At 72.7% G+C, this 23,626-nt stretch carries 17 protein-coding genes; 11 read left to right on the top strand and 6 right to left on the bottom strand.

The genetic code is table 11. The features are described 5' to 3' along the window. Positions 1-5: 5 nt before the first annotated feature. The 5 genes from trpM (at position 6) to lgt (ending at position 4,416) form a co-directional block, all read left to right on the top strand. On the top strand, positions 6-227 hold the full coding sequence (gene trpM, locus ACZ4MH_RS21025; protein WP_351599410.1) for a tryptophan biosynthesis modulator TrpM: 222 nt from the start codon (positions 6-8) through the stop codon (positions 225-227). A gap of 134 nt (positions 228-361) precedes the next feature. Beyond that, the gene (gene trpB / locus ACZ4MH_RS21030; protein WP_351599411.1) at positions 362-1,666 is read left to right on the top strand and encodes a tryptophan synthase subunit beta; all 1,305 of its coding nucleotides are present in this window, start codon (positions 362-364) and stop codon (positions 1,664-1,666) included. Next, positions 1,666-2,478, top strand: a complete 813-nt coding sequence (gene trpA, locus ACZ4MH_RS21035) for a tryptophan synthase subunit alpha (RefSeq protein ID WP_351599412.1) — start codon at positions 1,666-1,668, stop codon at positions 2,476-2,478. Before trpB ends, trpA begins: the two co-directional genes overlap by 1 nt. Before the next feature lie 107 nt (positions 2,479-2,585). Then, positions 2,586-3,356, top strand: coding sequence for a DsbA family protein (locus ACZ4MH_RS21040; protein WP_351599413.1), 771 nt, complete (start codon positions 2,586-2,588; stop codon positions 3,354-3,356). A 91-nt stretch (positions 3,357-3,447) separates the two neighbouring features. Continuing rightward, the gene (lgt, locus tag ACZ4MH_RS21045; protein WP_351599414.1) at positions 3,448-4,416 is read left to right on the top strand and encodes a prolipoprotein diacylglyceryl transferase; all 969 of its coding nucleotides are present in this window, start codon (positions 3,448-3,450) and stop codon (positions 4,414-4,416) included. Here lgt and ACZ4MH_RS21050 read toward each other — a convergent pair. Genes ACZ4MH_RS21050 through ACZ4MH_RS21065 form a run of 4 tightly spaced genes read right to left on the bottom strand, consistent with a single transcriptional unit; the run spans position 4,413 to position 9,428 of the window. After that, a complete protein-coding gene (locus ACZ4MH_RS21050) occupies positions 4,413-5,876 on the bottom strand; it encodes an ADP-ribosylglycohydrolase family protein (RefSeq protein WP_351599415.1) in 1,464 nt (487 codons plus the stop codon). The two genes, lgt and ACZ4MH_RS21050, sit on opposite strands and share 4 nt — an antisense overlap. Then, positions 5,873-7,045, bottom strand: a complete 1,173-nt coding sequence (locus ACZ4MH_RS21055) for an ADP-ribosylglycohydrolase family protein (RefSeq protein ID WP_351599416.1) — start codon at positions 7,043-7,045, stop codon at positions 5,873-5,875. The genes ACZ4MH_RS21050 and ACZ4MH_RS21055 overlap by 4 nt, the downstream gene beginning before the upstream one ends. After that, complete coding sequence (locus ACZ4MH_RS21060) at positions 7,042-8,388, bottom strand: ADP-ribosylglycohydrolase family protein (protein WP_351599417.1); 1,347 nt, start codon at positions 8,386-8,388, stop codon at positions 7,042-7,044. Before ACZ4MH_RS21060 ends, ACZ4MH_RS21055 begins: the two co-directional genes overlap by 4 nt. Beyond that, positions 8,385-9,428 carry an ADP-ribosylglycohydrolase family protein gene (locus ACZ4MH_RS21065; protein WP_351599418.1) on the bottom strand — a complete coding sequence of 348 codons (1,044 nt, stop codon included), beginning with the start codon at positions 9,426-9,428 and terminating at the stop codon, positions 8,385-8,387. The genes ACZ4MH_RS21060 and ACZ4MH_RS21065 overlap by 4 nt, the downstream gene beginning before the upstream one ends. A 305-nt stretch (positions 9,429-9,733) precedes the next feature. Here ACZ4MH_RS21065 and ACZ4MH_RS21070 point away from each other — a divergent pair, with 305 nt between their 5' ends. The 3 genes from ACZ4MH_RS21070 to ACZ4MH_RS21080 all read left to right on the top strand — a co-directional run bounded on the left by ACZ4MH_RS21070 (position 9,734) and on the right by ACZ4MH_RS21080 (position 16,831). After that, the gene (locus ACZ4MH_RS21070; protein ID WP_467754630.1) at positions 9,734-10,474 is read left to right on the top strand and encodes a VIT1/CCC1 transporter family protein; all 741 of its coding nucleotides are present in this window, start codon (positions 9,734-9,736) and stop codon (positions 10,472-10,474) included. Between the two features lie 293 nt (positions 10,475-10,767). Then, positions 10,768-15,378, top strand: coding sequence for a glutamate synthase large subunit (gene gltB, locus ACZ4MH_RS21075; RefSeq protein ID WP_351599419.1), 4,611 nt, complete (start codon positions 10,768-10,770; stop codon positions 15,376-15,378). Beyond that, on the top strand, positions 15,371-16,831 hold the full coding sequence (locus ACZ4MH_RS21080) for a glutamate synthase subunit beta (RefSeq protein ID WP_351599420.1): 1,461 nt from the start codon (positions 15,371-15,373) through the stop codon (positions 16,829-16,831). The genes gltB and ACZ4MH_RS21080 overlap by 8 nt, the downstream gene beginning before the upstream one ends. A 124-nt stretch (positions 16,832-16,955) precedes the next feature. On the opposite strand, the gene ACZ4MH_RS21085 is transcribed toward ACZ4MH_RS21080, so the two are convergent. Beyond that, positions 16,956-17,429 carry a PPOX class F420-dependent oxidoreductase gene (locus tag ACZ4MH_RS21085; RefSeq protein WP_351599421.1) on the bottom strand — a complete coding sequence of 158 codons (474 nt, stop codon included), beginning with the start codon at positions 17,427-17,429 and terminating at the stop codon, positions 16,956-16,958. 131 nt (positions 17,430-17,560) lie between these two features. On the opposite strand from ACZ4MH_RS21085, the gene ACZ4MH_RS21090 reads away from it, so the two are divergent. After that, positions 17,561-18,304: an MBL fold metallo-hydrolase gene (locus tag ACZ4MH_RS21090; protein WP_351599422.1), complete on the top strand. Its 744-nt coding sequence runs from the start codon at positions 17,561-17,563 to the stop codon at positions 18,302-18,304. A 34-nt stretch (positions 18,305-18,338) separates the two neighbouring features. Here the strand turns inward: ACZ4MH_RS21090 and ACZ4MH_RS21095 are convergent, their stop codons facing one another. Continuing rightward, a complete protein-coding gene (locus ACZ4MH_RS21095; protein ID WP_467754639.1) occupies positions 18,339-19,241 on the bottom strand; it encodes a hypothetical protein in 903 nt (300 codons plus the stop codon). A 274-nt stretch (positions 19,242-19,515) separates the two neighbouring features. Here ACZ4MH_RS21095 and ACZ4MH_RS21100 point away from each other — a divergent pair, with 274 nt between their 5' ends. After that, entirely contained in the window at positions 19,516-20,322 is an 807-nt protein-coding gene (locus tag ACZ4MH_RS21100; RefSeq protein WP_351597136.1) for a S1 family peptidase, read from the top strand. 173 nt (positions 20,323-20,495) lie between these two features. Further along, positions 20,496-23,582, top strand: coding sequence for an endo-alpha-N-acetylgalactosaminidase family protein (locus ACZ4MH_RS21105; protein WP_351597133.1), 3,087 nt, complete (start codon positions 20,496-20,498; stop codon positions 23,580-23,582). The last annotated feature ends 44 nt before the right edge of the window (positions 23,583-23,626 follow it).

Below are 23,626 nucleotides of genomic sequence, written 5' to 3' on the forward strand. Positions count from 1 at the left end.
CCCGCATGACCGCCGCCCGCACCCAGCCCCCTAGCCCGGCAGCGGTGAGCGCCGCGCGCCTGCCGCACGCGGCCCTGGGGCGCGGGTGCAGGCCGCGCGGCTGCCGCGCACCCGCGCGCCGCATCCACGGACGACGCGTCCGGTACCACATCGGCTCGGAGCCGGGGCAGATCAACGGACGCCGATGGCGCCGCACGGCCGCGCCGCGCGCGGGCTCCCACGCCTGACCGGACACCCCTGCGGGTGCTCCGGCGGAGTGTGACACCCGGGCCCGTGGCGTACGGCACGTACCTTGATGCCCGTATTTCGAGATCGAGACTTCCGGGGCGCACGCGTGCGCCCCGACCGAGGAGTACGTCGGATGTCGTCTGACTTCTTCATTCCGGACCCCGAGGGCCGGATCCCCAGCGCCGAGGGCTACTTCGGCGCCTTCGGCGGCAAGTTCATCCCCGAGGCGCTGGTCGCCGCGGTCGACGAGGTCGCCGAGGAGTACGAGAAGGCCAAGGCGGACCCCGCCTTCGCGGCCGAGCTCAACGACCTGATGGTCAACTACACCGGCCGGCCCAGCGCCCTCACCGAGGTGCCGCGGTTCGCCGAGCACGCGGGCGGCGCGCGGATCTTCCTCAAGCGCGAGGACCTGAACCACACCGGCTCGCACAAGATCAACAACGTGCTGGGCCAGGCGCTGCTCACCAAGCGCATGGGCAAGACCCGCGTCATCGCCGAGACCGGCGCGGGCCAGCACGGCGTCGCCACCGCGACCGCCTGCGCCCTCTTCGGCCTCGAATGCACCATCTACATGGGCGAGATCGACACCCAGCGCCAGGCGCTCAACGTCGCCCGGATGCGGATGCTCGGCGCCGAGGTCATCGCCGTGAAGTCCGGCAGCCGCACCCTGAAGGACGCCATCAACGAGGCGTTCCGCGACTGGGTCGCCAACGTGGACCGCACGCACTACCTCTTCGGTACTGTCGCGGGCCCGCACCCCTTCCCCGCCCTCGTCCGCGACTTCCACCGCGTCATCGGCGTGGAGGCGCGCCGGCAGCTCCTGGAGCGCGCCGGGCGGCTGCCCGACGCCGCCGTGGCCTGCGTCGGCGGCGGCTCCAACGCCATCGGCCTCTTCCACGCCTTCCTGCCCGACGCGGACGTGCGCCTGATCGGCTGCGAGCCGGGCGGCCACGGCGTGGAGACCGGCGAGCACGCGGCCACCCTCACTGAGGGCACGCCGGGCATCCTGCACGGCTCCCGGTCCTACGTCCTCCAGGACGAGGACGGCCAGATCACCGAGCCGTACTCGATCTCCGCGGGGCTGGACTACCCGGGCATCGGCCCCGAGCACTCCTACCTCAAGGACGTCGGGCGCGCCGAGTACCGTGCCGTCACCGACGACGCGGCCATGCAGGCGCTGCGGCTGCTCTCGCAGAGCGAGGGCATCATCCCCGCCATCGAGAGCGCGCACGCGCTCGCCGGTGCGCTGGAGGTGGGCCGCGAGCTGGGCAAGGACGGGCTGATCCTGGTCAACCTGTCCGGGCGCGGCGACAAGGACATGGACACGGCCGCACGGTACTTCGGGCTGTACGACGCGCCCGCCGACGACGCGGTCGAGGCGGACGACACCGACGCCACGGACACCGCGCTCGGCGCGCACCAGGAGGGGACGAACTGATGGCGGGCAACGTCGAACTGCTCAGCTCTGTACTGGCCGGCGCGAAGGCCGAGGGCCGCGCTGCCCTGGTCGGGTACCTCCCGGCCGGCTTCCCGACCGTGGACGGCGGGGTACGCGCCGTCACCGCGATGATCGAGGGCGGCTGCGACGTCGTCGAGGTCGGCCTGCCGCACAGCGACCCGGTGCTGGACGGTCCGGTCATCCAGACCGCCGACGACATCGCGCTGCGCGGCGGCGTCAAGATCGTCGACGTGATCCGCACGGTCGGCGAGGCACACGCCGCCACCGGCGCGCCGGTGCTGTGCATGACGTACTGGAACCCGGTCGACGCGTACGGCGTCGAGCGGTTCGCCGCCGACCTGGCCGCCGCGGGCGGCGCCGGCTGCATCCTGCCGGACCTGCCGGTCGAGGAGTCCGAGGTGTGGCGGAAGGCCGCCGAGCAGCACGGCCTGGCCACGGTCTTCGTGGTCGCGCCGAGCAGCAAGGACGCGCGGCTGGCGAAGATCACGGCGGCCGGCAGCGGCTTCGTGTACGCGGCGTCGCTGATGGGCGTCACCGGCACCCGCGAGTCGGTCGGCCGGGAGGCCCAGGACCTGGTCGCGCGTACCCGTGCCACCACCGAGCTGCCGGTCTGCGTCGGCCTCGGCGTCTCCAACGCCACCCAGGCCGCGGAGGTCGCGCAGTTCGCGGACGGGGTCATCGTCGGGTCGGCGTTCGTGAAGCGGCTGCTGGCGCACGAGGGCGACCTGGAGGCCGGGCTCGCGGGCGTACGGGAGCTGGCCGGGGAGCTGGCCAAGGGCGTACGGGCGTAAGACCCATGCCCGGCGTGCGTAAAGCCCACGCCGGGCGGGTCCCTCGATAGGGCGAAAACAGGGGCGGAGGGGCGCAGTCGCGTCCCTCCGCCTCGTTTTTCACCGGTGTGAGCCAGAAAACCCGAGCCGATGGCAGCGCCCGCGAGCGGCTGCAGGCACAGCGCGAGAAGGAAAAGGCCCGCGCCCGGCGCGGCAGGCAGGCGAAGGTCGCCGGGGCGGTGGTGCTCGTCCTGGCGGTGGCCGCCGGCATCGCGGTCTGGGCGTCGTCCACGGGCGACGGCAAGAGCGCCCCGGTCGCCGCGCCGAAGGGGGCGACCGGCGGGGACAAGCCGATGGTGTCCGTCGGAAAGAAGGACGCGCCCTCCACCCTGGACGTGTGGGAGGACTTCCGCTGCCCCGCCTGCAAGCAGTTCGAGACGGGCTTCCGCAAGACCGTCCATGAGCTGCAGGACTCCGGGCAGCTGAAGACCAACTACCACCTCGCCCTCCTCATCGACGGCAACATGGGCGGCAAGGGCTCGCTGAACGCGGGCAATGCCGCGCTGTGCGCGCAGAACGCGGGCAAGTTCCGCGACTACCACGACGTGCTGTACACCAACCAGCCCGCCGAGCAGCAGGACCGGTATGCGGACAAGACCTACCTGATCAAGCTGGCGGGGAAGGTGCCCGGCCTGGTGACGCGCGACTTCCGCTCCTGCGTGCACGACGGCACGTACAACGGCTTCGTGCAGAAGTCGCAGGAGGCGTTCCAGAGCGGCGGCTTCCAGGGCACCCCGAGCATCTTCCTCAACGGCAAGAACCTCTTCGCCGACCAGAGCGCGCGGATGACCCCGCAGAAGCTGCAGCAGATGGTCCAGGACGCGAACAAGAAGAAGTGACGCGTATACGCGGGTGCCGGGGGGTCGTTACTGAGCCGTTGCCGGGCGGGTTGCCGCCCGGCCCACCCGGCGCGATAGCGTCAGGGCTGCCATGGACCTCGCATTCATTCCCAGCCCGTCGACCGGCGTCGTGCATCTCGGCCCGATCCCGCTGCGCGGCTACGCATTCTGCATCATCATCGGCGTCTTCATCGCCGTCTGGCTCGGCAACAAGCGCTGGATCCAGCGCGGTGGCCGGAGCGGGACGGTCGCCGACATCGCCGTGTGGGCGGTGCCGTTCGGCCTGGTCGGAGGGAGGCTCTACCACGTCATCACGACGTACGAGCCGTACTTCGGCAAGGGCGGCGACCCGATCAAGGCGTTCTACGTCTGGGAGGGCGGCCTCGGTATCTGGGGCGCGATCGCGCTGGGCGCGGTGGGTGCCTGGATCGGGTGCCGGCGCCGGGGCATCCCGCTGCCGGCGTACGCGGACGCGGTCGCGCCGGGCATCGCGCTGGCGCAGGCGATGGGCCGCTGGGGCAACTGGTTCAACCAGGAGCTGTACGGCAGGCCGACGGACGTGCCGTGGGCGCTGAAGATCAGCTCGGACCCGGCGATCGGCCGGGTGGGCGGCACGTACCACCCGACGTTCCTGTACGAGTCCCTGTGGTGCATCGGCGTCGCGATCCTGGTCATCTGGGCGGACCGGCGGTTCAAGCTGGGGCACGGCCGGACGTTCGCGCTGTATGTCGCGGCGTACTGCGCGGGCCGGGCGTGGATCGAGTACATGCGGGTCGACGAGGCGCACCACATTCTGGGCCTGCGGCTGAACGTGTGGACGGCGCTGATCGTGCTGGTCCTGGCGCTGGTGTACCTGGTGATCTCGGCGAAGCGGTCGCCGGGCCGGGAGCCGGTCGTCGAACCGGGAGCGGACGAGCCGGAGGACGGCGCGACGGACGACGGCGCGACGGACGGCGCTGACGGTCCGGTCGAGGACGCCGCGCCCGCGAAGCGCGCGGACGACGCCGAGCGGGCGGAGAAGGACGAGCCCGCCGAGCGCACCGGCAACAAGAAGTCCTAGTCCCGGCCGTCCGCCGGGCACAGCGGGTCGTGGTCCTCATCGAGGGCCGCGGCCCGTTTTCCGTGGGGTGGCGGGCCCGTGCGGGCGAGGGCCGCCGTCTCGCGGGCCAGCGCGTCGAAGCCGATGCCGTCCAGACCGCCGATGCCGGTGGCCAGCCGGTTGGCCAGCGGGGCAGTCCAGCGGGCGGGGAGGGCGTCCGGGGAGCCGGCCAGGAGGCCGGTGAGGGAGCCGGCCGTCGCGCCGTTGGAGTCGGTGTCCCAGCCGCCGGAGACGGCGCGGCAGACCGACCCGGTGAAGTCCCCGTCGGCGTGCGTGAGGGCGGCGGCGAGCAGGGCGGCGTTGGGCAGGACGTGCACCCAGTGGTGCCGTCCGTACGCGGCGTGCAGCCGGTCCACCACGGCCTCGAAGCCGGCCGGCGTGCGGTCGGGCGCCGCCCCGGCCGCCGCGATGCCGCAGCGCACGGCCCGGGCCAGCCGGGAGCGGGGCGGGACCACGGCGAGGCCGGTGCGCAGGCAGGCGTGCACGTCCGCGTCCCCGGCGGCGGCCCGGGCGAGGGCCGCCGCGACGAACATCGCCCCGTACACGCCGTTGGCGGTATGGCTCAGGACCGCGTCCCGCCAGGCGGCCGCCGCGGCCCCGGCCGGGTCGCCCGGATGCGTCCAGCCGTGGATGTCGGCCCTGATCAGGGCGCCGATCCACTCGCGGAAGGGGTTGCGGAAGCGGGCGGTGTCCGGCGGTTCGATGCCGTCGAGGAGATTGCGGTACGCGACGCGCTCGGCGGTGAACGTCCGGCCGGCCGGCAGCTCCTCCAGCCACAGCCGGGCGAGGTCGGCGGTGGTGAAGCCGGGGCCGTGGCGTTGGAGGAGGAGCAGGCCGAGCACCGGGTGGTTCAGGTCGTCGTCCTCGGGCATCCCGTCGATGTTCTCGGCGAGCGAGGTGGCGCGGCTGCGGCGGTTCCACGGGTACCGGGCGGCGGTACCGGGGTCCAGCCCGGCCTCGGTGAACCAGGTGTGCAGCGGCCAGTTCGCGGTCGACCGGGCGATCTCCCGGATGCCGGCCAGCGGCAGCTTCTCGACCGGCTTGCCGAGCAGGCAGCCGGCGGCGCGGCCCAGCCAGGCAGCTTCGAGGCGGGGGAGCAGGCCGGGGGCCGTGGCCACGGGCGGCGGGGGCGGGGCGGCGGCCCGGACGGCCGCCAGGTCGGTGGGCTCGTCGGCGGCCAGCGGGGAGGGCAGCGCGGCCAGGTCGTCCAGGAGGGCGGTGGCGAGGGCCCGGAGGTGCGGCGGGGCGGGCGTGGCGGAGGCGCCGGCCCGCTCGGGCGCGTCGCCGCCGCCCGCGGTGTGCCAGCGGCGGCGGATCACGGTGGCGTCGCGGCCGTCCTCGGCGGCCTGCCGCAGCTCGTGGCCGAGCAGGTCCTCCGGCTGGACCCAGGTCACCCGCAGCGGCGCCGGCGGATACGTCATCGGGGCTCCGTGAGGGCGGCGAACGCGGCCTCGTGGGCGCGGCGGCGCAGCAGATCGCGGTGGTGGATCTCGCGGGCCACGGAGGTCAGCGCGTCCGCCGGGGCCCGGAGGTCCAGCCGGCTGGCCTCGGAGACGGCCGCGGTCCACTCGGCGGGCACGGGGTGGCCGAGCGCGCCGACCAGGGCGCCGCTCATGGTGGCGATGGAGTCGCAGTCGCGGCCGTAGTTGACCGCGCCGAGCACCGTCTCGCGGTAGTCGCCGTCGCCGATCAGCAACAGGCCGAGCGCAACGGGGAGTTCCTCGATGGTGTGCAGTCGCGAGGGGCGCCGGGCGCCGAGGGAGGGACGGCGGTACTCGGGCCCCACGGTGTCGAACGGCGAAACAGCGCCCCGCAGTTGCGGCAGCGCGGGCTCGAACTCGTCGTACTTCACGGCCACTTCGCAGACCGCCTCGATGGCCGTGCGGGTGCCGTCCTTGGCGAGGGCGAGGGCCGTCTCGACCACGGAGGCGGGCGTGGCACCGGGTGTGCAGGCCGCGGCCACCGCCGCGGCGAGGACACCGGCCGCCTCCCGCCCGTACGAGGACTGGTGCGCGCCCGCGACGTCCAGCGCCTCTGCGTAAGCGCCGCGCGGATCACCGGCGTTGACCAGGCCGACCGGTGCCATGTACATCGCGGCGCCGCAGTTGACGATGTTGCCGACGCCTGCCTCGCGGGGGTCCGCGTGCCCGTAATGGAGGCGGGTGACGAGCCACTTCTCGGCGAGGAAGACGCGCTGCAGGGGCAGCGCCTCGGCCTCCAGCTCGGGGATCCAGCGCGGGTGGGTCATCAGGTCGGGGACCAGGTGATCGGCCACCGCGTACGCGTCGAGGTGGTCGCGGACCTGCTCGTACACCCTGATCAGCGCGTGCGTCATGAGGGTGTCGTCGGTGACGTGGCCGTCGCCCTTGTGGTACGGCGCGAGCGGGCGGGCGGTGCGCCAGTCCGCGTGCCACGGGCCGACGATGCCGCGAACCGGGCCGCCGTGCCGCTCCCGGATCTGCTCCGGGCTCCAGCCCTCGACGGGACCGCCGAGCGCGTCGCCGACCGCGGCTCCGGCGAGGGCCCCGGCCGTGCGGTCGGCGAGGGTGGGGGACGCCGTGGTGGTGGGTGGTGCCGCGGTGTGCGTCATGGGCGGTCCGGTCCTTTCGGCAGGGGCGGCTGCGTCGTCACGGGGGTCTGCGGGCTGGTCGGTTCGGTGCCGGTCGTCAGGGGTGTTTGCGGAGTGGTCAGTTCGGTGCCGGCGAGCAGGTCGGCCAGCTCGACCAGGTCGGTGCCGGCCAGCCGGGGGAGCGCGCAGCCGGAGAGCGTGCGGCAGGCGTCGCGCCAGGCGGCGGGCAGCGCGGCGGCCCCGCCGAGCGCGCCGGTCAGCGCACCGGCCAGGGCGGGCGCCGAGTCGGCGACGCGGGAGAGGCAGGCGGCCGCGGGCACCGCCTCGGCGGTCCGGCCGCCGCCCGCGAGGGCCAGCGCGAGGGCGACCGGCACGGTCTCGGCCGCGGCGATGCCGTAGCTGTAGACGTGGTCGACGATCTCGTGCTCCAGGGTCGGGACCAGGGCGAAGGCGGCGCCGGGGCGGCCGTCGGCGGTGGCCTCGGCCAGCCGTACGGCGTGCAGCGCGTTGCGGCGGATCTCGGTGCCCTCGGGGAGCTGCGCGAGCGCGGCCTCCACACAGGCGGCGACGGGGGAACCGCCGAGCGCGGCGGCGACCGCTGCGGCCATCGCGCGGGCGCCGTGCACGCCGTCGCCGTCCTGGGTGTACCGGGCGTCGAACTCGGCCAGCCCGGCGGCGGCCGCCGGGTCGCCGGGGTGGACCACGGCCAGTACGGCGGCGCGCACGCACGCCGCGTCGTCGAAGAAGTGCGGGTTGTCGTGGCCGGTGGCGGGCGGCCGCAGCCCGGCCGCGAGATTGCCGAGCCCGGCGCGTACGGAGATCCGGGCGCGCAGCGGCAGCACCGCCGACTCCACCTCCGGCGCCCGGTCGGCGGCGGCCGCGACCTCGCAGGCCAGCGCGGTCCAGGCGAGGTCGAGGGCGGCCCGCATCCGGCGGTCCCGGCCGAGGTCGGAGAGGAAGGCGCCGGCGGCGGTGAGCACGGAGCCGGCGGTGAAGGCGGCCCACTCGGCGTCGTCGGAGGGGCCGAGGCGGAGCGGTTCGGGGGGCTGGTTGAGGGCGATGGGCACGGGGAGCGTGGTGGTGGCGTTCTGCTCGGCGAAGGTGTCCAGTTCGCGGGTGAGGCGGCGGGTCCACTCGGGCATCCGGGCGGCGCGGTGGCGGGCGGCGGGCCAGCCGGCGGCGTCGCCTGCGGCTAGGCCCAGGAGGAGGCCCTCAATGCGGGTGCCGCTGGCGCCGGCGCGGGCGGGGGCACGGGGCGCTGGGGTGGCGGTGGTGGGTCGGCTGCCCGCCGGTGGGGGTGCCGCTGCGCCCACCCGTGCCGCCCCAGCGGCACGACTGCCCGCAGCTGTGGGAGAAGCGGTCATGCGGTCGGCTCCGGGGTGAGGAGGTCGGCGATGTCGAGGACGTGGTAGCCCGCCATGGACGGGAGGCAGGTGCCGCGTGCGGGGGCGATGACCGCTGCCCAGTCCTCGGGTACGGCGGCGAAGCCGCCCAGCGCGCCGGCCAGGGCCCCGGCGACCGCCGCCGTGGTGTCGGCGTCGCGGCCCATGTTGACGGCGGTGAGGACCGAGTCGGGGAAGTCGCCGGCCGCGGCGGCGAACGCGCCGAAGGCCAGCCCGACCGCCTCGGGGGCCAGGTCGGTCCAGGGGTAGCCGCCGATGACGACGGCGGACCGCACGGCGCGTTCGGTGCCGAGGCGGGTGATGCCGGGGTCCAGCCGGGAGCGCTGGGCCGCGGCGACCGCGCGGCGCAGCGAGCGCGCCGTCCAGGAGTCCTCGGGGACGACGGAGAGCGCGGCGGCGATGACCGCGTCGGTGGTCCGGGCGACCATCGCGGCCGCGACCCCGGCGGCGACGGCCTGGCCGCCGTAGATGCCCTCGCCGTCGTGGCTGACCGTGCCGTCCACCGCGACCAGCCGGGCGGCCTCGGCGGGCCGGCCCGCCGCGTGTACGCCGAAGGGCGCGGCCCGCATGGCCAGTCCGTCGCTCCAGGCATGACGGTGCTGGGCGGAAATCGGTGCGGCGAGGCCCCGGCGGAGGTTCTCCAGGGTGCCGCGTTCGCTGAACCCGGCGCCGCGGAAGGGACCTTCGTCCAGGTCGGCGATCCACTGGTGCCAGGCGGCCTCGACGTGCGCGACGGTGAGCGCCGAGCCGTGTTCGGCCAGCAGCAGGCCGGAGAAGATGGCGTATTCGGTGTCGTCGGTGCCGGCCGGGTCGTCGGCGACGAAGCCTTCGATGCGGCCCCAGCGGCGGCGGATCTGCGAAGGCTTCATGTTCTCCGCGGGGGCGCCGAGCGCGTCGCCCACGGCGAGGCCCAGCAGCGCGCCGCGGCCCCGGTCCCGCAGATCGGCGGGGCGGTCACCCGGGGTGACCGGGACGGGCGAGGGGGCGTGCGGTGTGCTCATGTGCGTGCCTTCCGCCGACCGGTCCCGGATGCGTACGCGTCTGAGGGATGGTAGGGCCGGTTTGCCGCGAATGGGGGGAGATCACGCCGCATCGGAGTGATGTCGTGATGGCCGTATCCCGAGGGTCGGGAGGAGGCTGGTGTGATCCGGATCTCACGACGAGCGGTTCGGTAAAGCCGCAGGTCAGTGGGGTAAGTACGGCCTTCCTTGCTAGCGCGAAGGGATGTGAGGGGCCTAACTTCGAGGTGTTGCAGGGGGAAGTGCCGCTCATCGGCCCACACCTCGCGAGGGAGGGAGAGGTCCCTATGTCCGTCATTGATGTCATGGACGCGTCGGCTTCGACGCATGTCGCCCACCGTGACAACCACACACACCGTGATGTGAACGGCGGCTGGCTGCGGCCGGCGGTCTTCGGCGCCATGGACGGCCTGGTGTCGAACCTCGCCCTGATGACGGGTGTGGCCGGCGGTTCGGTCTCGCAGCAGACGATCGTCATCACGGGGCTGGCCGGGCTGGCGGCGGGTGCCTTCTCGATGGCCGCAGGCGAGTACACCTCGGTCGCCTCGCAGCGCGAGCTGGTCCAGGCCGAGCTGGACATCGAGCGCCATGAGCTGCGTAAACACCCCAAGGACGAGCAGGCCGAGCTGGCCGCGCTCTACGAGTCGCGCGGGGTGGAGCCGGAGCTCGCCCGCGAGGTGGCCGCACAGCTCTCCAAGGACCCGGAGCAGGCGCTGGAGATCCACGCCCGCGAGGAGCTGGGCATTGACCCGTCCGACCTGCCCTCGCCGCTGGTCGCCGCCGCTTCCTCGTTCGGTTCCTTCGCGCTGGGCGCGCTGCTGCCGGTCCTGCCGTACCTGCTGGGCGCCTCCGCGCTGTGGCCCGCCCTGCTGCTCGCGCTGCTGGGACTTTTCGGGTGCGGTGCGGTTGTTGCCCGGGTGACGGCACGGTCCTGGTGGTACAGCGGACTGCGCCAGTTGGCTCTCGGCGGCGCCGCCGCGGGTGTGACGTACCTCCTGGGCACGCTGTTCGGAACCGCCGTAGGGTGACGCCCTATGCGTGCAGACGCATAATTAAACTGTTACCTCGCGGTTTCAGTTTTCGACCAGCGGGCATAAGGCTCTGGCGCCGGAGGCAATGTCGCCTACCGGTGACCCGCGCTGTCGGACGACGAACTGTCCCGCCGCGTTCTTGATTCGCCGCTATGAGCGGTGTCCGCATGCTGGAAGCCCCTATCCGATTCACGAGATCGGGGTCATCCTGTAACCTGCACGCAAAATTTCGCGGAGGGCCAACGTCGTCCCTCGGCACTGCACATGCCACGACGACGTTGGGAGAGCCGATGCGTTCCGCGTCCACGCACTCCGCGACCACCGGCAGCGCTACCAGCGCCGCCTGGTCGCCCATGGACGGGCGCCCCGCCCAGCAGGGGATGTACGACCCGCGTAACGAGCACGACGCCTGCGGCGTCGGCTTCGTCGCGACCCTCACCGGCGAGGCGAGCCACGCACTGGTCGAACAGGCGCTGACCGTCCTGCGGAACCTCGAACACCGCGGCGCCACCGGCTCCGAGCCCGACTCCGGCGACGGTGCGGGCATCCTGCTCCAGATTCCCGACGCCTTCCTGCGCGAGAACGTCACCTTCGAGCTCCCGGAGGCGGGCGCGTACGCCGCGGGCATCGCGTTCCTCCCCTCGGATGCCGAGGAGGCCCAGGCCGCCGTCTCGAAGATCGAGACGATCGCGTCCGAAGAAGGCCTGAACGTCCTCGGCTGGCGTGTCGTGCCCGTCGCCCCGCAGCTGCTCGGCAACGGCGCCCGCGCCACCATGCCCGCCTTCTCCCAGCTGTTCGTCTCGGACGGCGAGAACACCGGGCTGGCCCTGGACCGCAAGGCGTTCGCGCTGCGCAAGCGTGCCGAGCGCGAGGCCGGCGTGTACTTCCCGTCGCTGTCCGCGCGCACGATTGTGTACAAGGGCATGCTGACCACCGGGCAGCTGGAGCCGTTCTTCCCGGACCTGTCCGACCGCCGTTTCGCCACCGCCATCGCGCTGGTCCACTCGCGGTTCTCCACCAACACCTTCCCGAGCTGGCCGCTGGCCCACCCGTACCGCTTCGTCGCGCACAACGGCGAGATCAACACGGTCAAGGGCAACCGCAACTGGATGCGCGCCCGCGAGTCCCAGCTCTCCAGCAAGCTCTTCGGCGAGGCCACCGAGTCCGTCGAGCGCCTGTTCCCCGTCTGTACGCCGGACGCCTCGGACTCCGCGTCCTTCGACGAGGTACTGGAGCTGCTCCACCTCGGCGGCCGCTCGCTGCCCCACTCCGTGCTGATGATGGTCCCGGAGGCGTGGGAGAACAGCCCCTCCATGGACCCGGCCCGGCGCGCCTTCTACCAGTACCACTCCACGATGATGGAGCCCTGGGACGGCCCGGCCTGCGTCACCTTCACCGACGGCACCCAGGTCGGCGCGGTCCTGGACCGCAACGGCCTGCGGCCCGGGCGTTACTGGGTCACCGACGACGGCCTCGTCGTGCTCTCCTCCGAGGTCGGCGTCCTGGACATCGACCCCGCCAAGGTGGTCCGCAAGGGCCGCCTGCAGCCCGGCCGGATGTTCCTCGTGGACACCGCCGAGGGCCGCATCATCGAGGACGACGAGATCAAGGGCGCCCTCGCCGCCGAGCACCCGTACGCGGAGTGGCTGGAGGCCGGCGAGATCGAGCTCGAGGACCTCCCCGAGCGCGAGCACATCGTGCACACCCACGCCTCGGTCACCCGCCGCCAGCAGACCTTCGGCTACACCGAGGAGGAGCTGCGCGTCCTCCTCGCGCCGATGGCCAAGGCCGGTGCCGAGCCTATCGGTTCGATGGGTACGGACTCGCCGATCGCCGCGCTCTCCGAGCGTCCCCGGCTGCTCTTCGACTACTTCACCCAGCTGTTCGCGCAGGTCACCAACCCGCCGCTGGACGCCATCCGCGAGGAGCTGGTCACCTCGCTGATCTCCTCGCTGGGCCCGCAGGGCAACATCCTGGAGCCCACCGCGGCCTCCTGCCGCAGCGTCACCCTGCCCTTCCCGGTGATCGACAACGATGAGCTGGCCAAGCTCATCCACATCAACGCCGACGGCGACATGCCGGGCATGACGGCCGTCACCCTCTCCGGCCTGTACCGCGTGCACGGCGGCGGCGAGGCCCTCGCCGCCCGCATCGCGGAGATCTGCGCCGAGGCCGAGGCCGCCATCGAGGACGGCGCGCGCCTGATCGTGCTGTCCGACCGGCACTCCGACGCCGAGCACGCGCCGATCCCCTCGCTGCTGCTCACCTCCGCCGTCCACCACCACCTCATCCGTACGAAGCAGCGCACCCAGGTGGGCCTGCTCGTCGAGGCCGGTGACGTCCGCGAGGTGCACCACGTCGCGCTGCTGATCGGCTACGGCGCCGCGGCGGTCAACCCGTACCTGGCCATGGAGACCGTCGAGGACCTGGTCCGCGCCGGCACCTTCCTGCCCGGCATCGAGGCCGAGGCCGCCATCAAGAACCTGATCAAGGCGCTCGGCAAGGGCGTCCTGAAGGTCATGTCCAAGATGGGCATCTCCACCGTCGCCTCCTACCGCGGCGCGCAGGTCTTCGAGGCCGTCGGCCTGGACGAGGCGTTCGTCGACACCTACTTCCACGGCACCGCCACCAAGATCGGCGGCGCGGGCCTGGACGTCATCGCCAAGGAGGTCGCCGCCCGGCACGCCAAGGCGTACCCGGCCTCCGGCATCGCCGCCACGCACCGCGCGCTGGACATCGGCGGCGAGTACCAGTGGCGCCGCGAGGGCGAGCCGCACCTCTTTGACCCGGAGACCGTCTTCCGCCTGCAGCACTCCGCGCGCTCGGGCAAGTACGAGATCTTCAAGCAGTACACCGAGCGGGTCAACGAGCAGTCCGAGCGGCTGATGACGCTGCGCGGCCTGTTCGGCTTCAAGTCCGACCGGCCCTCGATCCCGATCGAGGAGGTCGAGCCGGTCAGCGAGATCGTCAAGCGGTTCTCCACCGGCGCCATGTCGTACGGCTCCATCTCGCAGGAGGCGCACGAGACCCTCGCCATCGCCATGAACCAGCTGGGCGGCAAGTCCAACACCGGTGAGGGCGGCGAGGACCCGGAGCGCCTGTACGACCCGGCGCGCCGCTCCTCCATCAAGCAGGTCGCCTCCGGCCGCTTCGGTGTGACGAGCGAGTACCTGGTCAACTCCGACGACATCCAGATCAAGATGGCCCAGGGCGCCAAGCCCGGTGAGGGCGGCCAGCTGCCCGGCCACAAGGTCTACCCGTGGGTCGCCAAGACGCGTCACTCGACGCCGGGCGTGGGCCTGATCTCCCCGCCGCCGCACCACGACATCTACTCCATCGAGGACCTGGCTCAGCTGATCCACGACCTCAAGAACGCCAACCCGCAGGCCCGCATCCACGTGAAGCTGGTCTCCGAGGTCGGCGTCGGCACGGTCGCCGCGGGTGTCTCCAAGGCACACGCGGACGTGGTCCTGATCTCCGGCCACGACGGCGGTACGGGCGCCTCGCCGCTCACCTCGCTGAAGCACGCCGGCGGTCCCTGGGAGCTCGGCCTCGCCGAGACCCAGCAGACGCTGCTGCTCAACGGCCTGCGCGACCGCATCGTCGTGCAGACCGACGGCCAGCTGAAGACCGGCCGCGACGTGGTCATCGCCGCCCTGCTGGGCGCCGAGGAGTACGGCTTCGCGACCGCCCCGCTGGTGGTGTCCGGCTGCGTCATGATGCGCGTCTGCCACCTGGACACCTGCCCGGTCGGCATCGCCACGCAGAACCCGACGCTGCGCGAGCGGTTCAGCGGCAAGGCCGAGTACATCGTCAACTTCTTCCAGTTCATCGCCCAGGAGGTCCGTGAGCTCCTCGCCGAGCTGGGCTTCCGCACGCTGGAGGAGGCCGTCGGCCACGCCGAGCTGCTGGACACCACCCAGGCGGTGACGCACTGGAAGGCGCAGGGCCTGGACCTGGCCCCGCTGCTGCACGTGCCCGAGCTGCCCGAGGGCGCCGTCCGCCACCAGATCACCGTGCAGGACCACGGCCTGGAGAAGGCGCTGGACAACCAGCTCATCAAGCTGGCCGCCGACGCGCTCTCCGCGGACACCGCGGAGGAGGCCCAGCCCGTACGGGCGCAGGTCGCCATCCGCAACATCAACCGCACGGTCGGCACCATGCTGGGCCACGAGGTGACGAAGAAGTTCGGTGGCGCGGGCCTGCCCGACGACACCATCGACATCACCTTCACCGGCTCGGCCGGCCAGTCCTTCGGCGCCTTCCTGCCGAAGGGTGTCACCCTCCGCCTGGAGGGCGACGCCAACGACTACGTCGGCAAGGGCCTCTCCGGCGGCCGCGTGATCGTCCGCCCGGACCGCGGCGCCGACCACCTCGCGGAGTACTCCACCATCGCGGGCAACACCCTCGCCTACGGCGCCACCGGCGGCGAGCTCTACCTCCGCGGCCGGGTCGGCGAGCGCTTCTGCGTCCGCAACTCCGGCGCCACGGTGGTCTCCGAGGGCGTGGGCGACCACGGCTGCGAGTACATGACCGGCGGCAACGCGGTCGTACTCGGCGAGACGGGCCGCAACTTCGCGGCCGGCATGTCCGGCGGTTTCGCCTACGTCATCGACCTGGACCCGGCCAACGTCAACAAGGAGCTGGCCACCGCGGTCAACCCCTTGAACGAGACCGACAAGCAGTGGCTGCACGACGTGGTGCGCCGCCACCAGGAGGAGACCGGCTCCACCGTCGCCGCCAAGCTCCTCGCCGACTGGGATGCCGCCGCCGCGCGCTTCAGCAAGGTCATCCCGCCCACGTACCAGGCAGTGCTCGTCGCCAAGGAAGCCGCCGAGCAGGCCGGACTCTCCGAGTCCGCGACCTACGAGAAGATGATGGAGGCGGCGACCAATGGCTGACCCCAAGGGCTTCCTGAACCACGACCGCGAGGTCGCCGAGACCCGTCCCGTCGAGGAGCGGGTCAAGGACTGGAACGAGGTCTACCGGCCCGGTTCCCTGCTGCCGATCATCAGCAAGCAGGCGTCGCGCTGCATGGACTGCGGCATCCCGTTCTGCCACAACGGCTGTCCGCTGGGGAACCTCATCCCCGAGTGGAACGACTACGCCTACCGCAACGACTGGGAGGCCGCGAGCGAGCGGCTGCACGCGACCAACAACTTCCCGGAGTTCACCGGTCGCCTCTGCCCCGCCCCTTGTGAGGCCGCCTGCGTGCTGGGCATCAACCAGCCGCCGGTGACCATCAAGAACGTCGAGGTCTCCATCATCGACAAGGCGTGGGACAACGGGGACGTCACCCCGCAGCCGCCCGAGCGCCTGTCCGGCAAGACCGTCGCCGTCATCGGTTCAGGGCCGGCGGGCCTGGCCGCCGCGCAGCAGCTGACCCGCGCGGGCCATACCGTCGCCGTCTACGAGCGCGCGGACCGTATCGGTGGTCTCCTCCGCTACGGCATCCCCGAGTTCAAGATGGAGAAGCGGCACATCAACCGCCGCATCGAGCAGATGCGCGCGGAGGGCACCAAGTTCCGCACCGAGACGGAGATCGGCCGCGACATCGACGCGGCGAAGCTGCGCCGTCGCTACGACGCCGTCGTGATCGCCGCGGGCTCGACCACCTCCCGCGACCTGCCGGTGCCCGGCCGCGAGCTGAACGGCATCCACTTCGCGATGGAGTACCTGCCGCTGGCCAACAAGGTGCAGGAGGGCGACCTGACGACGTCCCCCATCACCGCCGAGGGCAAGCACGTCGTGGTCATCGGCGGCGGCGACACCGGCGCGGACTGCGTCGGCACGGCCCACCGCCAGGGCGCGGCCTCGGTCACCCAGCTGGAGATCATGCCCAAGCCGGGCGAGGAGCGGAACGAGGGCCAGCCCTGGCCGACCTTCCCGATGCTCTACAAGGTCACCTCCGCGCACGAGGAGGGCGGCGAGCGGCTCTACTCCGTCAACACCACCCACTTCGAGGGCGACGAGGACGGCAACGTCCAGTGGCTGCACTTGGTCGAGGTGGAGTTCAAGGACGGCAAGCTGGAGCAGAAGCCCGGCACCGAGCGGAAGATCCCGGCTCAGCTGGTCACCCTCGCGATGGGCTTCACCGGCACCGACAAGGAGAACGGCCTCGTCGAGCAGTTCGGCCTGGAGCTGGACCAGCGCGGCAACATCGCCCGGGACGCGGAGTACGCCACCAACGTCCCCGGCGTCTTCGTCGCCGGCGACGCGGGCCGCGGCCAGTCGCTGATCGTGTGGGCCATCGCCGAGGGCCGCTCCGCCGCCCAGGGCGTGGACCGCTTCCTGACCGGCGCGTCCTCCCTGCCCGCCCCCATCAAGCCGACGGACCGCGCACTGACCGTGTGACGCACCACCCCTGAATGTCCCGTACAACGACGTACGGAACAAACGCGGCGCCTGCCCCTTCCCCGACCGGAGGGCAGGCGCCGCGCATGCGTGGTGCCGGTGCCAGGCGCGCTCAGCCCTGACCTCAGCCCTCGTCCTCCGCCAGGTGGGCCGGGAAGCCGCCGGTGGCGATGGGGCCCCAGCGGCGGGGGGTGATGCGGATGATGGACTTGCCCTGCTTGATCATGGCCGCGCGGTACTCGTCCCAGTCCGGGTGCTCGCCGGAGATGTTGCGGAAGTACTCCACGAGCGGCTCGACCGAGTCCGGCGCGTCGATGACCTCGGCCTCGCCGTCGATCTGCACCCACGGGCCGTTCCACTCGTCGGAGAGGACGATGACGCTGACGGACGGCGCGCGGCGGGCGTTGCGCACCTTGGCGCGCTCGGGGTACGTCGAGATGACGATCCGGCCCGAGTCGTCCACGCCGCAGGTCAGCGGCGAGCCCTGGGGGGTGCCGTCGGACCGGCGGGTCAGCAGGATGGCGCGGTGCCGGGGGCGGACGAACTCCAGCAGTCCGGGCAGCTCGACAGTGGTGTTGGTGGCGATGGAAGGGCTCATACGACGAGCCTAGAGGGTGAAGCGCGCTCGAAGGCCGACCGCCGCGTGCCCCCGGCCGGGCGAGCTACGCGCTGGGTGAACGCCCGTCCTGCGCAGGCCACTTCGGGGCGCCGCGTCCGTAGGGTCACCGTATGAGACTCCGAGAGATCACCCCGTCGATATGGCAGGTCCCCTTTCCCGTGGGTCATGTGTACCTCGTACGGCTGCCGGCCGGCGGCCCGTCGGGGCGGAGCGGGTACGCCCTGGTGGACACCGGCGTAGCGGGTTCGGCGCCGGCGGTCCTGGAGGCGCTGGCCGGGCTCGGCGGGCGCCCCGAGGACGTACGGCAGATCGTGCTGACCCACTCCCACCTGGACCACACCGGATCGGCCGCCGACCTGGTGGCGGCCACCGGCGCCACCGTGCTGGCCGGCGCGCCCGACGCCCCGGTCATCCGCGGCGCGGCGCCCGAGCCGGAGCCGGTGCCCACCGCCACCGAACGCGTCCTGCACGAGAAGATCATGGCGGACCTCGCGGAGTCCGGAGTGGAGCCGCCACGCCCGGTCGCGGTCGACATCGAGCTGGCCGAGGGCGACGAGCCGGCGGGCTGGGGCGAGCCGGTGCACGTGCTCGCCACGCACGGCCACACCCCCGGCGGCATCGCCTTGCACCTGCCGGAGTCCCGGGTGCTCTTCCCCGGGGACATCATCGGCACCGGGGAGGGCCGGGCGGTGCTCGGCCCCTTCAACGTCGACCGGGAGCAGGCCATCGCCTCGTTCCGGCGGCTGGCCGCGCTGGAGCGGGTGGAGACGGTGTGTGTACCGCACGGCGAGCCGATCACCGAGGACGCGGCGGCCGTACTGGCGGCGGCCACGCCCGAGACCGACTGGCTGTAGCCACCGCGCCGTCGCTCTTACGGCGCCGTCGCTCCTACGTGTCGCACTCCAGCTCCGTGCGGCACAGCGTGCAGCGGGCCCGGAGCGGGCCGCGCACCGGGAGCCTGATGCGCTGGTGGCAGGCCGGGCAGGGGAAGGAGACGCGGAGCGGGCCCGGGCCGTCGAAGGCGTACCCGGCGTCCGGCGGCGGGCCGGGGGAGTGGCGCGGCGCGCGGGCGGCGCGCCGGTCCCTCGTGTACCGCCGGCGGTCGGCCCGGCCGGCGGCGGCCAGCGGCGGCTGCCGGGCGTCGTGCAGCGCCCGCAGCCGCCCCGCGCGGTAGGCGTCGTACGCCTGCGGGCTGGTGAACCACGGCGCCGGGTCCTCGCCGAAGAACAGCGCCCGCTTGGCGAGGACGTAGCCGAACTCCTCGGGGGTGAGATAGCCCAGCTTCTGCGAGGACGCGCCGTGCTCGCGGTAGGCGTCCAGCAGGAGCCAGCCGGCGCCGAGGTAGGCGGTCGCGGTGTCGGTGAGGATCTCGTTGGCGTGCGTGCCGGGGAAGGACAGGCCGAGGCGGTGCAGGTAGATGTGCATCACCTCGTGCGCCAGGGCGGCGGCGATGTCCTTGCGGTGGGTGCGGAAGCGGTCGTTGAGCTCGATGAAGTACTCAGGCCCCGCGGTCAGTTCGACGTGCGCGGCGTGCCGCATCCCGCGGAACGAGACGATCATGCGGGCGTCCGGCAGCCGCAGGTGCGCGACCATCGCCCGGGCCACCCGCGCGACGCCCAGGTGCAGGTCCTCCTCGTCGCCGAACGCCGCGTCGACGGGCGGCACGGCGGCCTCGAAGGTCCGCACGGTGTCGTACGACATCCGTTTGTACAGCGCGGTCACGGCCGCCCGGACCGTCTCCAGATGCGGATAGCCGTGCACGACCTCGCTGCCGGGACGGGTGCCTCCCACTGCCACCCGACCACTGTACGGGCGGGCTGGACCGGGCGGTACGGGGCGTACTGCCCGCGATGGCAAGGGAGTTGAGTGGGTGGGCGCTCTTGTCACACTTGTCGCGCGTTCCACATAATCGCAGGGCGCTTGACGGGCTCACCCCCACTGGGTCCGGACGCCTTTTCGTGCGCTGCCGTTTTTGCCAGGTCTTGTCCTTCGCGGCGGTGTTCACCGGCTCCGGTGTTGGCATGGGCCCGTCATTGACGTGCAACCCCCCACGAAAGGAAGCCCGTTGAGCTACCTGAAGCACCTCAAGAGAGCGACCGCCGTAGGAGCCGTGGCCCTCGCGGCCTTCAGCCTCCAGCCCGGCACGGCCGGCGCCGCGACCCCCGCCCGAGACGGCGGCGACCACGCCAATGTCGTCGGCGGCACCCGCGCCCAGCAGGGCGAATTCCCGTTCATGGTACGGCTGTCGATGGGCTGCGGCGGCGCGCTGTACGCCAAGGACATCGTGCTGACCGCGGCCCACTGCGTGGACGGCAGCGGCGCGAACACCTCGATCACGGCCACCGCCGGCGTCGTGGACCTCCAGGACTCCGCCGCCGTGAAGGTGAAGTCCACCGAGGTCCTGCAGGCTCCGGGCTACGACGGCAAGGGCAAGGACTGGGCGCTGATCAAGCTGGCCAAGCCGATCGAGAACATCCCCACCCTGAAGATCGCCGAGGACGACAAGCTCAACAACGGCGACTTCACCATAGCCGGGTGGGGCGCCGACAAGGAGGGCGGCCAGCAGCAGCGTTACCTGCTCAAGGCCCAGGTGCCGTTCGTCGACGACGCCACCTGCGAGAAGGCCTACGGCGCAGACCTGACCCCCGGCGACGAGATCTGCGCCGGCAAGCTGGACACCGGCGGCGTGGACACCTGCCAGGGCGACTCCGGCGGCCCGATGTTCCGCAAGGACGACGCCGGCGAGTGGCTCCAGGTCGGCATCGTCAGCTGGGGCGAGGGCTGCGCGCGGCCGGGCAAGCCCGGCGTGTACACCGAGGTGAGCGCCTTCGCCGCGGACATCAAGAAGGGCGCCGGCCAGCTCGGCGGCTGAGGACACCGAAGCCCGGCGGCCGAGGACGCCGACGGGCCGGGGCGGTGCCGCCGTGCGGCGGCACCGCCCCGTTAGTCCAACACCTGTCCCTCCTTTGTCCATGGGCGCGTCCGCCGCACGCGCAGCACGCTGTCCGGCGACAGGCAGTGCCGGTGCGAAGGAGGACAGTGCGCGTGAACGAACCGACAGCTGACGGGTGCCCCAGCCGCAGGACCGTCGTCGCCGGCACCGCCCTCGCCGCGCTCGGCACCGCGCTGCCCCTCGGCGCCGTGCCCGCGCACGCGGCACCCCGGGCGGGCGAGGCCGTGCTCCGCTCCGAACAGCTCCAGGTCCGCGTGGACACCGCCTTCCCGCGCGTCATCGCGTACACCGACACCGGCACCGGCGCCGTGCTGCACGGCCAGGCGGAGCCGGTCACCGAGGTCGTCGTCGACGGCACGGCGCGCACCCCGAAGGTCACCGCGCGGCCTTCGGGTGACCGCATCGCCTACACCCTCGCCTTCGACGGCGGCACCGAGATCGGCGTGGAGATCGCGGTGGACGGGCGGCAGGTCCACTGGCGGGTCACGAAGATCGCCGACACCGCCGCGCTGCGCGTCGGCACCCTCCAGATCCCCGCCCTCGCGCTGCTCAGCGTGCGCAGCGACCAGCCCGGCGCGACGCTGCTCGCGGCCCGCGTCGAGCTGGACAAGGCCAAGAGCGGCGACACCCTCGTCCAGGTCACGGACGGCACGCCCGCCGACGCCGCGCCCCTGGGCTGCGCGTACGCCGTGGTCGCCACCGACAAGCTGGCCGCCGCCCTGGAGACCAACACCGTCCACGACAAGCCGTCCGGCGCCACCACCTGGGAGAACGGCCGCCTGTGGCGGCAGACCGTCCGCCGCGACGGCTACGTGGAGACCCGGCTCGCGTGCGGCCAGTGGACCCACCGCGCGGCTACCGCGCCCGTGGACGCCACCGAACCGCTGCCGTACGCCACCGTGATCCTCACCCGCGACCGCAACGGCGACGGCCGTATCGACTGGCAGGACGCCGCCATCGCGCTGCGCGACATCATGGTCATGCCGCTGGGCGCGGACGAACAGCACCTGCGCGTCGTGCCGCACATCCCTTTCAACTTCGCCAGCCAGGCCACGAATCCGTTCCTCGCCACCCTCGACAACGTCAAGCGGATCTCGCTCGCGACGGACGGGCTGCGGCAGTTCACCCTTCTCAAGGGCTACCAGTCCGAGGGCCACGACTCGGCCCACCCCGACTACGGCGGCAATTACAACACCCGCGCCGGCGGCCTGAAGGACCTCAACGCCCTGGTCCGCGCCGGAAAGAAGTGGAACAGCGACTTCGCCGTCCACGTCAACGCCACCGAGTCCTACCCCGTCGCGCACGCCTTCTCCGAGACGCTGGTCGACAAGGCCAACGAGCAGTGGGACTGGCTCGACCAGTCCTACCGCATCGACGCCCGCCGCGACCTGGTCTCCGGCGACATCGCCGCCCGCTTCCAGCAGCTGCGTGACGAGACCGACCCGGCCCTGAACGCGCTGTACATCGATGTCTTCCGCGAGTCCGGCTGGAACTCCGACCGGCTCCAGCGCCACCTGCGCGACCAGGGCTGGCTGGTCACCACCGAGTGGGGCCACGGCCTGGAGCGCTCCGCCCTGTGGTCGCACTGGGCCAACGAGACCGACTACGGCGGCGACACCTCCCGCGGCATCAACAGCAAGCTGATCCGCTTCCTGCGCAACCACCACAAGGACGTCTTCGCCGACAAGTGGCCGACGCTGCTCGGCGCGCCCCGCATGGGCAACTTCGAGGGCTGGGTCGGCAAGACCGACTGGCCCGCCTTCCACCGGATCATCTGGCGGGACGCGCTGCCCGCCAAGTACCTCCAGGCGTACCCGATCAGGACCTGGACCGACCACGAGATCACCTTCGAGGGGCCGACCCGCACCTCCGTGACGGACGCCGACGGCGGCAAGCGCCGGATCAGCACCGACGGCCGCCTCGTCTACGACGACGGCACCTACCTGCTCCCGTGGGAACCGCGCCGCGCCACCGACCCGCAGAAGCTCTACCACTACAACCCGAAGGGCGGCACGACGACCTGGACGCTGCCGCGCGGCTGGACGGCTGGAACGGTGTACCTGTACCGCCTCACCGACCAGGGCCGCGCCGACGAGAAGCGGCTGCCGGTCAGCGGCGGCAAGGTCACCATCGACGCCGCGGCCGGCGTCCCGTACGTCGTCCGCGAGCGGCGGGCCGAGGCCCAGGAGGACCCCGGCTGGGGCGAGGGCACCGGCCTGGCCGACCCCGGCTTCCACTCCGGCACGCTCGACGGATGGCAGGTCAGCGGCCCTGCGGCGGTCCGCGCGAGCGCGCTGGGCGACTACGAGCTGGTGATCGGGGCCGGTGGCGCGGCGGCCGTCGCGCGCCGCCTGGACCGCCTCGCGCCCGGCACGTACGCGGCGTCCGTGCAGGTCGAGGTCGGCGAGAAGGCGGGGGAGCGGCGCCGCGCCGAACTCACGGTACGCACCGCCGACGGGGTCACCGCGGCCAACTGGACCGAGACCTCCACGGCCGGCAACCACGTCGGCGCCGACCGCAAGCACGGCACCCGCTTCCAGCGGATGTTCACCTGCTTCACCGTTCCCGAGGGCGGCGGCCCGGTGACGCTGTCCCTCAAGGCCGCGGCGGGGCAGGCGCGGGTGCGGTTCGACAACGTGCGGGTGGTGGCCGCCTCCCGCACGGAGAAGGACGGCACCCTCGCGTACGAGGACTTCGAGCACGTGCCGCAGGGCTGGGGCGTCTTCGTGAAGGGCGACGCGGGCGGCGCGAACGACCCGCGCACCCACATCGCCCAGCGGCACGCGCCGTACACCCAGCGCGGCTGGAACGGCAAGGTCATCGACGACGTGATCGACGGCGGCCAGTCGCTGAAGTCGCGCGGCGAGAACGGCGGACTGGTCTACCGGACCGTGCCGCACACCGTGCGCTTCGCACCGGGCCGCCGCTACCGGGTCACCTTTCGGTACGAGAACGAGAAGGCGGACCAGTACGCCTGGGTCACCGCCGTCGACGAGCCGGCGGCACGGGAGCTGAGCCGCGCCCCGCTCCCCGTCGCCACCGGACCCACCGTCCACTCCTACGAGTTCACCGCGCCGGAGAAGGGCGAGGCGTGGGTGGGGCTGCGCAAGACCGGGGACGACGGGACGGCGGAGTTCGTCCTGGACGCGTTCGAGGTGGTCGAGGTACGGGAGGTGTGAAGGGAGCGTTTCGGGGGACTCGTCCCCGGGGCGCCGGGCTCCCC

The sequence above is a fragment of the Streptomyces sp. NPDC026301 genome (assembly GCF_055567935.1).